This window comes from Mesorhizobium sp. M0166, assembly GCF_040322255.1.
GTDB lineage: Bacteria > Pseudomonadota > Alphaproteobacteria > Rhizobiales > Rhizobiaceae > Mesorhizobium.
This window is the reverse complement of record NZ_JAMYTD010000016.1, coordinates 61,549-73,788: the sequence shown is the minus strand read 5'-3', so window position 1 is coordinate 73,788 and position 12,240 is coordinate 61,549. Positions and strand designations below refer to the sequence as shown.

The following is a 12,240-nucleotide window of genomic DNA, read 5'->3' as shown; positions in this document are numbered from 1 at the left end:
GTCAGGCTCCCGTACGGGCGTCGATCCGCATCAGCATATAGCGGGCGGCGGCAAGGATCAGGAAGGTGATGACGAACAGGATCAGGCCGAGCGAAACCAGCGAGGAGGTGTAGAGATCGCCGTCGGCTTCGGTGAATTCATTGGCGATGGTGGCCGAGATGGTCGTGCCCGGCGCGAACAGAGAGGCGCTGATGCGGTGGGCGTTGCCGATGACGAAGGTCACCGCCATGGTCTCGCCGAGCGCCCGGCCGAGGCCAAGCATGACGCCGCCCATGATGCCGATGCGGGTATAGGGAATGACCACGCGCCGGGTCACTTCCCATGTCGTGCAGCCGATGCCGTAGGCCGATTCCTTCAGCACCGCCGGCACCGTATCGAAGACGTCCTTGGTGATCGAGGTGATGAAGGGCAGCACCATGATGGCGAGGATCAGCGCCGAGGTCAGAAGGCCGATGCCGTAAGGAGGGCCGGCGAAAAGGCTGGATAGTCCCGGCACGCCGTGGAAGATGTTGATTATGAAGGGCTGTATCGTCGTCTGCAGGAACGGCGCGAACACGAACAGGCCCCAGATGCCGTAGATGATCGAGGGAATGCCGGCCAATAGCTCGACCGCTATGCCGATCGGGCGCCTGAGCGGGCGCGGGCAGAGCTCGGTGAGAAAGATTGCAATGCCGATGCCGATCGGGACCGCGATCAGGATGGCGATGGCCGCCGTTACCAGGGTGCCGTAGATCGGCGCCAGTGCGCCAAATTTTTCCGTGACCGGATTCCAGCTCTCAGTCGTCAGGAAAGAAAAACCGAAGGAGGACAGCGCCTGCCATGAGCCGGCAAACAGCGAGATCGCGACACCGCCGAGGATGACCAGCACAAGAATTGCGGAAGCGCGGGTGAGACCGCGGAATATGGCATCTGTGAGCGCGAAGCGCCGCACCGTAGCTTCCCTGGCCCGGGCTGCTGCGGATGATGGCATGGCATCGGAAGCGATGGTCATTGGGTCCTCGCGATTAAAGGCAACAGGGAGGGCGCCGTCGACGCCCTCCCTGGAGGAGATTACATAGCCGAGTAGAGCGGCTTGCCGTCGCTGCCGACGACTTCCTTGGCCCACATCGCCTTGACGCTCTCGACCACCTTGTCGGGCATCGGAACGTAGTCCAGCTCGCCCGCCATCTCGTCGCCCTTGTCATACGCCCAGGCGAAGAATTTGAGCGCCTCGCCGGTGGTCGCGGCGTCGTCCGGCTTCTTGTACAGGAGGATCCACGTCGCCGCCGTCATCGGCCAGGACTCGGCGCCCGGCTCGTTGGCGAGGATCACCCCATAGCCCGGCTGCGAGCTCCAGTCGGCATTGGCCGCTGCCGCCGAAAACGCCGCCGCGGCAGGCTCGACCTTCTTGCCGTCCTTGTTGATCATGTCGGTGTGGGTGAGCTTGTTCTGCTTGGCATAGGCGTATTCGACATAGCCGATCGCGCCGCCAGTCTGGGAGACGTTGTTGGCAACGCCCTCATTGCCCTTGGCGCCGATGCCAACGGGCCATTCCACGGCCTTGTCGACGCCGACCTTTTCTTTCCAGTCCGCGCTGACGTCGCCGAGGTAATAGGTGAAGTTGAACGTCGTGCCCGAACCATCGGAACGGTGAACGACCGCGATCGCCTGCGAAGGCAGCTTGACGTCTGGATTGAGCTTCTTGATCGCTGCGTCATCCCAGCTCGTGATCTTGCCGAGGAAGATGTCGGCCAGCGTCGGGCCGTCGAGAACCAACTCGCCAGGCTTGATGCCTTCGAGATTGACGACGGGAACGATGCCACCCATCACCATCGGGAACTGAGCCAGTCCGGACGCTTCAAGCTCTTCGCCTTTCAGCGGCGCATCCGAAGCGCCGAAGGTAACGGTCTTGGCCTTGATCTGCTTGATGCCGCCGCCGGAACCGATCGACTGGTAGTTAAGGCCAACGCCGGTGTCTTTCTTGTAGGTGTCGGCCCACTTCGCATAGATCGGGTAGGGGAAGGTGGCGCCGGCGCCGGAGATGTCCGCGGCGAGCGCGGCGGACAGGGTGAGGGTGGTCGTCGCCGCAGCCATTGCAATCGCAACGGCCGCCGAGCGGATGAAATGTCTCATGTGGCCTGCTCCTGTTCGGAATATGGTCTCTCGGCGCCATACCTCCGGCGCCCGCTGAGGCCAATAGCCCCCGATTATTACAGTCGCATGACAGTTTCATGTCGCTCCGGTAACGTCGTCCAGCCGGGGTTAAGAAGGAGCGGCTGCGGCCTTTGTCGGAGTGGGCCGCGCTTTGCCGTTGGAATCAGCAGCTTGCGTGAATTCCGGCCCGGCATCGTCTGCTCGGCGATCGCAGCCACCGGCCTTGAAAAGAAAAAAGCCGGACGGGAGCGCGTTGCATGCAGCCAGAGCGTGTCATGGCCGCGCCATCGCCTAAACAGGCCCGTTGGGGTAAATCTGACCCTGTTTCTTGCCGGCGGTCGCTGCTCCCGCCCGTAACTGGAGGAGCGGAACTTCGAATCCCATTGTCGCGATTGAGCGCGGCTTTGGTATGGTGCGATCGCACCATGGCCTTACGCTGGAAGCGTTGACGAATCGCACGTTTCTAACTCGCGCTGGACCTCCATCCGCGCCCGACCCGGCGCTCGATCTTCGAGCAAGGCCTTCGACTGGAAGTGCGAAGACTTCTACTTCACCGTATCTACTCCCTCCGCCCTATTCCGCCGGTTGTCGGTCAGGCCGAAGCAGCGTTATAAGCTTGCAGGGGTGTTGCTGATGTTTCGACGGATTCTGCCTGTCTTCCTGTGCCTGGCGCTGCCTCTGGGAAGCGGCTGCGCGCGCAGCTATGACGGCACCGTCATCATTCCCAAGCCGCTCGATGTTCGCCGGTTCTGGGACCGGCCTTCGCCGCAGGCGCAAGCCGAACAGTCGCAACTGGAGACCGACGTCTTTCCAGTGGCGCCGCAAACGCCGAAAAGGCTGGCGGTGCGCAGGAGCGCAGCTTCGGTTGCAGCGCCACGGAGGAGGGTTGCCGTCAACCCGCCGTCGCCGGAGCCGACGAAGCCGCTAACTTGCAGGAACGTCAGCGAGCCCGGCAAACGGGCCCGCATGGTCTGCGAATAACCAGCGACGTCGGTCGACGCGCGCCTCCAGGCCTTGAAGAGGCTATCTGGCCAGCCGTTCGCCGTCTCGGACCGCCGCCTGCCTTGGTCAGTCCGCCGGGAAAAAGGCCGGCCCGACCACTCTCACCGGCCGCGCTCCGACCGCTTTTTCGATCGACTGATGCTGGGCAGCCCCTTGCACCTCGGTAGCCTGCGTTTTTGCCTCTGCGGGAGCGGCACCGGCGGTTTCGATCCCGGATTCAGGAATTTCCGCGACGATGCCAAAATCCGGCTTTGCCGTCGGCAACGGAATGATGGCGTTGGTCATGTTGGCCGGTGTCACGGTTCGTGCCCTGAGTTCGGCGACGCGCCGGTAGTAGCGCTTGACGTCGCAGGCCTTGAAATTCGCGTCGTCGCGGTACCGGAACGCGGCAGGTAGCTCCACATAGGGTTTTCCCGACTCGAGTGCGACCATCTCTTCGGTCTCGCGGGTGGCGTCGCTCAGCGTATAGAGGTCGACGCCGGCATCGTCGCAGATGTAGCGGCACTGATCGACCGTTTCCTTCAGATCGTCGCTCTTGGCGAACTGCGATTTTGGCGCGGGGAAGAAGTATCCGTCCGACAAGCGAACGCAAAACAGCATCCGATTGCCGCCAATTGTTGTGCCTGCGGACTGGGCTTTGGGTGCTGTGCGTTGCTGCGCCTGCTGTTTCTTGGCAGCCGGGGCGGCGCAGCCCAGCGCGACAAACCTGGCCTTCAATCCGGACGTGTCCCTGCCCGAATTCGCCAGTCTCGCGATTTGCCGTTGCACCTCCGCCTTGCTACTGACCAGGTCTGCGCAGGGATTGAAGAAGAAGCCGGCCGTTTTCACCGTGCATCGGCGTTGTCTCTCCAGCTTTTGAAGCGCGGCGAGTTGCCGGTGCAGTTGGGCAAGCTCGGGGCTGGTCCCGCCGCCGCGCCCCGCCGAAACCAATTGGCTCCTGATAGCACCGCAGCTATCCGCGTAGGAGAAGGATGTGCCGAGCGCAACGGCTATTGCCGACACTAGCATCAGAATCGTGAAGGGCCAGAAGCGTGTCATTGGAACGACCATTATCCTTGTTGCGCCGAGAACAGGATTTCTTCTTTGTCGACTATGGATAAGTACTGGCTAAATCAGTTTCACCTAATTGAAGTAGATCGAACTGCCGACAGAGACTTTAGCTCTAGTGTATTAGATCAACTCGTGTAAATTCAATATTACATTTTTATTTCAAGATTGAGACGAACCGGCAGCAACGCCGGCGGACGCCCGCCACGGCGACGTTTGATGCGCGCGGCGGGTTCCGCATCGCGATCAATCCGGCGTTACCGGCCGGCCGTTGCTGAAACCTTAGCCCTGGGTTCGGCGTTGAGCGGCCAAGGAGGAGACCGCAAATGTCGATCCACTTCACTGTCGCGGACCTGACCAGGAATCTGTTCCATTCACTTGGGTTGGACCATGAACGCGCACCGAGGCCACTTGACCACGAGCAGAGGCTGTTGCTGGAGTGCTATCTCGCCGGCCAGATACCGGAATCGGCCTGGAGCGACTATGTCTTCGAAATGCCGGAACTGGCGCGACATGTCGAGGCGAGACGAAGCCGCCACTAAAGCGCATCGCGGTCGACCGGGCCTCATGTGACGCGCTTAGGTTCTTGTCTAATGCATGTCGTTGTCGCAAAACCGCTGCACACTTTGCGCGACATGCATTAGGAAAAGTGGAATCCGGATGTCGGAAAAGATCAAGGCGAAGCCTGCACTCGCGTTGCAGGCTGTTTTTGTTTAGGCGAGTTGAATTGCAGAGTGAACACCTTGCCCGGGATGCGTTCAGCCAGCGCCGGTGAAAGGCTCAACGGCAGGCAGTGGTCCACGGCCGCAATCGCCGCATCGACAAAAGCTTGCCGCGCCTTCTCGTCGCCGGCCACGCGGATGGCGGTCGGCTTGGGCCGGCCGATCAGCGTGCCATTGCGCCTGAAGCTGAAGCTCAGGGTGACGGTGGAATTCCCGGCATTCGCTGGCGGGGTCCAGCACGCCTGGATGGCAGCCCCGACCTCGGGCATGGTGTTGAGCGTCGCTGCATTCGATTGACCGGCTGCACCCGCCAGCATGGCGCCTGCAATCACCACCATTCCAGCAATGCTTTTCATGACAGGGCCTCTGTCCTTGAACCGCCCTCGAGGACGGGGACTACTTCGATGGTAGGGCCGACATCGGCGATGACAAGATGCCGGCGACGCGCTTCATCAGCCATGCAGGGCGTCGAAGCGCCGTCAGCCGCAACTTCGGCAGCGCCGCAACAAGCAAAAGGCCGGCGAGCAGCCGACCTTTGCTTTCCATCCGCGCCAGTACATCCGTGGTCGCGGGCTGGAGGTGGATACCAGTAGAAAGGGTTTCGGTTAACGAAACCTTACTCTCCCCACATCGTGCAAACAGGGGAGAGTAAAAAAGAATTACCCCAGATCATTGCAGGCTCCTGCGGGAATGCGGACGGTCGCCGGCCTGCCCGTGCCTCAGGCGTTGGCCTGCGACCGCACATAGGCGATGTAGCCGCGCACATCGCCGGCCGGCTCGGCATAGGCCTTGCCGAGCTTCTTCTCGATCGCCGCCATATAGTCTTTTGCCCATTGGGGCAGCGCATAGTCGATGACGGCGAGGAATTCGAGCGTCGCCGCCAGGCGGATGTCGGCGATCGACGGGTTCTTGCCGCCGATGAACGGCTTGCCGTTCCTGAAGAAGCTGTGAAACACCTCCAGCGGCTCGGCTATCGCTTCCATAGCGGCCTTCTGGGCTTCCGACTTCCTGTCGGGATCAGCGTCGCTGTGACCAACCTCGCCGGCATATTGCGGGAAATTCAGTGCAGGATAGGTGGCGCGCGCCACATAGGGGTAGAGCGTCCCGATCAGGTAGAACATGGCACTGTCGATCATTGCCCGCTTGGCCGGCGCCTTGGGATATAGGTTATCCAGCCCGTGCTTGTTGGCGAGGTATTGCATGATGGCGCAGCTTTCCCACAAGACACCTCTCGGCAGGCCCTTGTCCTCGATCATCGGCGTCAAATGGGCCGGGTTTCGCGCCATATATTCGGGCGAGCGCGTATGGCCCCATACGTCGGTCTCGGAATGGTCGAGCCCGGCGGCGCGTGCAAACACCCGAACGCTCATATTGTTGACGCTCGGCTTCAGCATGCTGAGCGTGAGCGCCGGCTTTTTCGCCGGTTTCGCCTTGGCCTTCGCGAGCTTTTTGGCGGAGACCTTCGCCGCCGGCTTTGCCACTTTCGCCGCTGACCTAGCGGCGGCTTTGGCCGCCGGCTTCGCTCCTGGCTTGGCTGTCATCGGTGCCGAAGTCTTGGCCGCGGGCCTTTTCGCACTCTTCGTTGCTGTCTTTGCCATTATGTCCTCCCATTGTTGGCGTGTCGTCAGTATGGATTTTTCGGTGCGCGATCCTCCGACAAGGTTGCGCGCGAGCGCTCGACAAGCGTCTGGATCGCATCGGCAAGGTGCACTTCGGCGATGTTGTAGTCGCCGCGCGCAACGCGGATCTTGTGCGCCTGCATCAGCACGTCGGCATGGGTGAAGCCCGCCGGCGGCTCGAAACGGTAGGAGGCGAGCTCGATCAGCAGGCCGAGCGGATCCTCGAAGTAGATCGAGTCCATGAAACCGCGATCCTTGACGCCGCTGTGCTTGATTTCACGCTCGTTGAGCCGGGCGACCGCCTGCAAAAAGGTGACGCGCGACACCGCAAAAGCGATGTGATGGACGCAGCCCGTATCGGTCGGCGTGCGCCGCTTGACTGGTGTGCGGCTCTCGTCGGTGAAGACCGTGATCAGCCGCCCATCGCCTGGGTCGAAATAGAGGTGGCTTTCGCTTGCCTTGTCGAGGTTGGGCTGCTCGAAGATGAAGGGCATGCCGAGCACGCCCTCCCAAAAATCGATCGAGGTCTGGCGCCCGGCCCCGACCAGCGTGATGTGATGGACGCCTTGTGATTGCAGTTTTTGCATTGGTCTCCTCCCGGCCACGCCGTCTTGCCGCCGAACGGAAGTTCGGATGCCCAGTCGCGCTTGGATCAGCGCCCGGCATGTGACCGCGCCCGGCCTCGCTCGCCTGCGCTCCGCATTCCGCATCCTGCAGGAGTGCGGCCGGAGCTTTGATGAACGGATGCTAATTCAATCCGAGGCGTTGCGCCAGAAGCGCTGAGTTTCAAGAACTCCACGCAGGCGCCAAGAGCGGCACCGGGATCGCGTCGCTGGGTTTCCCGAGCGGTCGGTTTGGCGAGGCAGGTCAAAGGGGCCCGGTTGACGCATGCCGCGCCTGGTTCGGATTACGGGCGCCCTTAGATGAAAATCACATATTCTTCATCGGCACGTCGGGATCGACATGTCCCCCATCGGCAGTGATCTTCAGCCTTGAGAGGTAGTGCTCCCATCCCATTCGGTGGCTGTCACGCTCCTTTGCGTTCGGCAGTCCGCTGTGCGTGAAGCGGATCAGTGTCCCCGCATCCCTCGCGATCAGGTCGATCTCGACATGGCTGGAGCCGGGCGGCACGGTCTCGTTGTCTTCCCAGCCAAAACTGTAGGCAAGACGGTGGACCGGGATCACCTCGGTGAACTCACCGCGCGCCATATGGCGACCACCGACATTGACGAGAAACAGACCGCCCGGCGTTGCATCCAAATTCGCTTCGGTCCCGATCCATCGCACGATCTGGTCCGGATCCGTCAAAAGCGCGAACACGGTCGCTTGTGGCGCGGCGACCTCAATCTCTGTGTAAACCGATTCCGCCATCGCTCACTCCAGGTCACATCCGCATCGAATGCCGTACATGATTGAAGCGAATTTGGGGAGTTGCAAGAAGATGTTCGAGGCGTAAGCATAAGCCGGTGCCGAGTGACCTTCTACCGATGCTTCTCGCAAACTCGCTTTCATTCCTTCTGGACGACGCCGCGCATATTGGCGACGGTGGGCGACTTCTATTGCAGCTCTCAACGCATTTGATGGAAGACGGCTTGCCGATCATCGCCGGCGCGCTGGCGCAGGATGCTCCCGACCCGATCATTTCACGCCGCATCTGGCTCTGGCGAGCGCCTGGGGGTGAAGTGGTCGAGGCTTTGGGGATAGGCGCCGACGGCCAGAATGCCGATCCCCGGTTCGTGCTGCGGGAGTGGCTTGGCACGACGCGGGCGATCGTGTTCGACGAGCGAGCGGGCGGTGTCGCACCGACTTTGGTGTGGGCGTTCGATTATACTCCGGATGAGGCGCAGTCAGAGCTGCTGCGGCAAGTCTCCCGGTTTGCTGCGGCTCCGATGACCGCACTCGCAGAACGGTCCGCGAAACGCGCATTGCTCGAAGCATATTTGGGAAAGCGCAGCGCAGCACATGTGCTCAACGGTCATTCTCGTCGAGTAAAGGGAGAGACGATACGGGCTGCGCTTCTGTGCGCGGACCTTCGAGGTTTCACCGATCTATCCGAGGTTCATGATGCAGACGAGATCGTGTTGGTACTTGATGCCTGGTTCGATTGCGTCGCCGGCGCGGTGCACGCATTTGGTGGCGAGGTTCTCAAGTTTATAGGTGATGGCGTCCTCGCGATTTTCCCGATTGGCGAGCGCGATTCAAGGGCCGCATGTGACGCGGCGGTACGCGCCGTGAAGGCCACGCGCGCCGGGATAGATCATCTCAACCAAACTCGGCGCCGCAATGGCGGCCCTGAGCTCGGATATGGCATTGGCCTGCATGTCGGCGAGATACTCTGGGGGAATATCGGCACTGCCGGCAGGTTGGACTTCACCGCGATCGGCAAGGCTGTAAATCTTGTCAGCCGCATCGAAGGGCTGTGCAAGCCGTTGGGACGGATGGTGCTCGCGTCGACAGTGTTCGAGGCAGAAACTACCGAGCCGATGATCACCATGGGCAGTCATCCGCTCGGAGGAATAGCAGGCGCGCAAACACTATTCGGCTTGCCGGAATAGATCGAATGGTTGAGCGCGCCGTGGATGTGTCGTTCGCAGCATATCTTGGTATCGTGCGAAGCCATGACTGAGAGAAATTCGAACGGCAAAGAAGCTACGACACTGCAACTGGAGTATGGCGTCTAGAGCCCAGCCATGCGCGTTGCGCGCAGCTTCGCTGGCCAGTGCTAAGGGCCGAGTATTCCCGGCATCCACCTTCGAGGGAGAGGCGCCCTTCGCCGAGCTCGCCAAAACGATCGGTCGCCGGCAGCTGTAGCTCAGGTCGGCTCCAGGCAGTGCCGACCAGCGTGGTAGACGCCTTCAGCGCGACGTTCTGCGCGCCGCTAAAGCTGCGCCTCAAGACCCATGATGCAATGCTAATGCAATCGGCTCCGCTGCGCCAGAAGCGGCAATGAGCCAAACCCGCCGCGACCCGAGGCGATGGATCGGATTGATGGTTTGTCGAGAGCTTGGAGAGACTTGGTACGCCCAAGGGGAATCGAACCCCTGTTCCCGCCGTGAGAGGGCAATTGCATATTATACGGCCCGTCCCCGTCTGTTCTCAATTGTCCACGCCTGTTTCGTCTCTGTTCGCTAAAGATTCACGCACACATTAGCTAGCGTCTCCCATTGTGTCAGGGCGTGCACGGGCGTATATTTGACGAATATTTGACGGTTTAGTGATTCCCCCATGGCCAAGACATTGACGGAGGCGGCGCTAACAACCCGCAATGCGCGCGCCGGACTTCCGCAGGGTGTGCACTGGCGCGGGCTGAGTCCCGACGTTCATCTTGGCTACCGCAAGCAGAAACGCGGCGGGCGCTGGCTTGTGCGTTGGTATCAGGGCGATCAGAAGTACAAGCAGGAAACGTTAGGCACAGCCGACGATGGCAAGCTTGAGGCCGATGGTGTCGCATGTCTCACATTCGAACACGCCAAAGCTGCCGCGGCCCGACACGTTTCAGCCAAGCGCGCCGATGATCTAGCGGCAATTGATGGACCGGCCCCGACCGTGCGGCTAGCGATCGATGCCTATTTGGTCGCACAGGAAACTCGCGAAGTAGCCAGGGACGGAGAAAAGGCCAGCCGGGGTGACGCTCGCTTGAGGCTAACCCGCCATGTCCTCTCATCTCCGCTGGCAGGCAAAATGCTTCATTCGTTGAAAGAGAGCGACCTTTCGAAATGGCGCGATGGCTTATCCAGTGAGTTGGCCGCGACAACCGTTCGTCGCATCATCAACGATTTGAAGGCCGCTTTGAACGCAGCGGCGACAAAGGACCGCGCGCGGCTCCCTGCTGAAATCCCACTGATTATCAAGAATGGCCTTGCTGCCTCCCAGGCGGAAACTCCGACTGCCCGCGACAAGTCGGCCCTGCCCGATTCTGACATTCGTCGCGCCATTATGGCCGCCGCGACCGTGGACGAGCGCGAAGGGTGGGACGGGGATCTGTTACGACTCGTCGTGGTGTTGAGTGCCACAGGGGCAAGGTTTTCCCAGGTCAAGCGCTTGGCGGTTGGGGACGTGCAGCAGAACCGGCTGATGGTGCCGACCAGTCACAAGGGGCGAGGCGTCAAAAAGGCTTCGCACAGTGCCGTGCGCGTTGGCGCCGATGTTATGACCGCGCTGCGGCCGGTAGTCGCCGGTAGGCGTCCCGGCGAGCCGTTGCTAGAGCGCTGGCGGCATAAGCAAGACAAGGGGCACGAGAAAGCTGTTTGGGTCCGCGACAGTCGGGGGCCATGGGTTACCGCGTCGGAACTCTCCCGGCCATGGGCGGAAATCGTCAAGCTGGCAGAGCTTCCAGCCGGGACCGTCCCCTATGCCTTGCGGCACTCTTCCATCGTTCGCCAGCTTCGAAATGGTTTGCCGGTCCGCCTTGTGGCAGCGCTGCACGACACGAGCGCGCGGATGATCGAGACGCATTATTCGTCGGCAATCATTGACGCACTGGACGAACTGTCGGCCGGGGCGGTGGTGCCCCTGATGCCTCCCGAAAGCGATGACGACAAGGTGGTCCCTTTGCGCGTCGGCTAGAGCTTCATAGATCGCAGGGATAGGACGGCCATCCGACAAGCCGGGGTAGCACCTCCCGGTTTCCCTGCGGCCCTCAGGTGCATCGCCAAGGTGCTGCGATGGCAAATTACAAAACGCGCTTGAGCGTGTTTTCATCCTCGGGGCCGCCCCCAGCATTTGAACTCGGGAACGACGAGTTCGCTCGTCTTGAGCGGATCTACGGTGTCACCATCAACGAAGGTGCTCGCGAACGCCTACAGTTTCTGTCGCTAAGTTTTCTCCGCTGGCGGAAGGCCGAGTTGAACAGCGAAAACTATGCCGAGGTTCGGAGGCAGTTCAATGTCGTGCGCGAGGCAGTTCAGGCATTCCAGTCATTCGCGTACGGAACGATGATACCGCGCACAGATTCGGGAGGCGTGCTTTCCGGCAAAATCAATTCCAACCTAGAAGACTTTCCGGTCTCGGTCCGTGGTAGGCAAATTCTGGTGGCCGCGGATACAAACTCGTCTGCCTGGAACTGGGTGGAGGATTCCCGGTCGCTTGCAATTAAGATTGACGCCCAATTTCTGATGAACTTCGGAATATCGATGGGGTGCGTTATGGCCGCCGTTGATAAGGAAATCTCAGACGAAGAAGCGGAGCAGCATTCAGGTTTCACGCCAGGCAATGCTTTTAAGGATTTCCTTCAACAGATGCGCAGGTGGGCCAAGGACAACGGCTTCATCTACGGACCGCTTGACCATGTAGCAGAACCCTCGTCTTTCAGCCGCTTTCTTTTTGAGCTCAACAGGCTGTTCCCCGCAGAATTCCGCGAGCCTGTTACCTCAGCCGGAGGCGTAGCTGAACGATTGCGTACCCTGATGAAGAAAGGCAAGAAATCGGATGGGGGCAAATAGAACAGAGAAAATCGGCTTGCATTTGCCCTCATACATCTGGCGCCCGTAACAGTATCTTCCTTCTGCAAGACAACACCAAACGCAGAAGGACACCATGACAAAGCTTGCAGCAACCATTAACGAAACGGTCGAAATGAGCGGGATGTCTCGCTCGGCGATTTATCGAGCGATCAAGGAAAATCGTATCCCCAAGCGAAAGAATGGGGGCCGGACACTCATCCTCGTTTCAGACCTGGAGAGATTTCTCAACAGCCTGCCGACAGCGGAGGCTTGAGC

The 12,240-nt window shown here is 60.7% G+C and carries 14 protein-coding genes; 6 read left to right on the top strand and 8 right to left on the bottom strand.

The window, feature by feature from the left end:
• Position 1 precedes the first annotated feature (1 nt).
• Complete coding sequence (gene pstC / locus NKJ46_RS18625) at positions 2-991, bottom strand: phosphate ABC transporter permease subunit PstC (RefSeq protein WP_352634128.1); 990 nt, start codon at positions 989-991, stop codon at positions 2-4.
• Positions 992-1,050: 59 nt separating this feature from the next.
• On the bottom strand, positions 1,051-2,112 hold the full coding sequence (pstS, locus tag NKJ46_RS18620) for a phosphate ABC transporter substrate-binding protein PstS (RefSeq protein ID WP_352666352.1): 1,062 nt from the start codon (positions 2,110-2,112) through the stop codon (positions 1,051-1,053).
• 654 nt (positions 2,113-2,766) lie between these two features.
• Between pstS and NKJ46_RS18615 the strand changes: the two genes are divergently transcribed.
• Positions 2,767-3,114, top strand: coding sequence for a hypothetical protein (locus tag NKJ46_RS18615; RefSeq protein ID WP_352666351.1), 348 nt, complete (start codon positions 2,767-2,769; stop codon positions 3,112-3,114).
• 87 nt (positions 3,115-3,201) lie between these two features.
• On the opposite strand, the gene NKJ46_RS18610 is transcribed toward NKJ46_RS18615, so the two are convergent.
• On the bottom strand, positions 3,202-4,173 hold the full coding sequence (locus NKJ46_RS18610; protein WP_352666349.1) for a DUF2865 domain-containing protein: 972 nt from the start codon (positions 4,171-4,173) through the stop codon (positions 3,202-3,204).
• Between the two features lie 335 nt (positions 4,174-4,508).
• Between NKJ46_RS18610 and NKJ46_RS18605 the strand changes: the two genes are divergently transcribed.
• A complete protein-coding gene (locus NKJ46_RS18605; protein ID WP_352468942.1) occupies positions 4,509-4,724 on the top strand; it encodes a hypothetical protein in 216 nt (71 codons plus the stop codon).
• A 131-nt stretch (positions 4,725-4,855) separates the two neighbouring features.
• On the opposite strand, the gene tolA is transcribed toward NKJ46_RS18605, so the two are convergent.
• The 5 genes from tolA to NKJ46_RS18580 all read right to left on the bottom strand — a co-directional run bounded on the left by tolA (position 4,856) and on the right by NKJ46_RS18580 (position 7,894).
• Positions 4,856-5,260, bottom strand: coding sequence for a cell envelope integrity protein TolA (tolA, locus tag NKJ46_RS18600; RefSeq protein WP_352666348.1), 405 nt, complete (start codon positions 5,258-5,260; stop codon positions 4,856-4,858).
• Between the two features lie 40 nt (positions 5,261-5,300).
• Positions 5,301-5,450, bottom strand: coding sequence for a hypothetical protein (locus tag NKJ46_RS18595; protein ID WP_352666347.1), 150 nt, complete (start codon positions 5,448-5,450; stop codon positions 5,301-5,303).
• 173 nt (positions 5,451-5,623) lie between these two features.
• Positions 5,624-6,502: a glutathione S-transferase family protein gene (locus NKJ46_RS18590; RefSeq protein WP_352666345.1), complete on the bottom strand. Its 879-nt coding sequence runs from the start codon at positions 6,500-6,502 to the stop codon at positions 5,624-5,626.
• Between the two features lie 26 nt (positions 6,503-6,528).
• On the bottom strand, positions 6,529-7,110 hold the full coding sequence (locus NKJ46_RS18585) for a VOC family protein (RefSeq protein WP_352666343.1): 582 nt from the start codon (positions 7,108-7,110) through the stop codon (positions 6,529-6,531).
• 343 nt (positions 7,111-7,453) lie between these two features.
• Positions 7,454-7,894: an SRPBCC family protein gene (locus NKJ46_RS18580; RefSeq protein ID WP_352666341.1), complete on the bottom strand. Its 441-nt coding sequence runs from the start codon at positions 7,892-7,894 to the stop codon at positions 7,454-7,456.
• A gap of 116 nt (positions 7,895-8,010) precedes the next feature.
• On the opposite strand from NKJ46_RS18580, the gene NKJ46_RS18575 reads away from it, so the two are divergent.
• From NKJ46_RS18575 to NKJ46_RS18560, 4 genes are all read left to right on the top strand, one after another.
• Entirely contained in the window at positions 8,011-9,078 is a 1,068-nt protein-coding gene (locus NKJ46_RS18575) for an adenylate/guanylate cyclase domain-containing protein (protein WP_352666340.1), read from the top strand.
• A 670-nt stretch (positions 9,079-9,748) separates the two neighbouring features.
• Positions 9,749-11,089, top strand: coding sequence for a site-specific integrase (locus tag NKJ46_RS18570; RefSeq protein WP_352666338.1), 1,341 nt, complete (start codon positions 9,749-9,751; stop codon positions 11,087-11,089).
• Positions 11,090-11,187: 98 nt separating this feature from the next.
• Positions 11,188-11,964 (top strand): hypothetical protein, encoded by a 777-nt coding sequence (locus NKJ46_RS18565; protein WP_352666336.1) that lies wholly within the window; start codon positions 11,188-11,190, stop codon positions 11,962-11,964.
• Positions 11,965-12,058: 94 nt separating this feature from the next.
• Positions 12,059-12,238 carry a helix-turn-helix domain-containing protein gene (locus tag NKJ46_RS18560; RefSeq protein WP_352666334.1) on the top strand — a complete coding sequence of 60 codons (180 nt, stop codon included), beginning with the start codon at positions 12,059-12,061 and terminating at the stop codon, positions 12,236-12,238.
• The last annotated feature ends 2 nt before the right edge of the window (positions 12,239-12,240 follow it).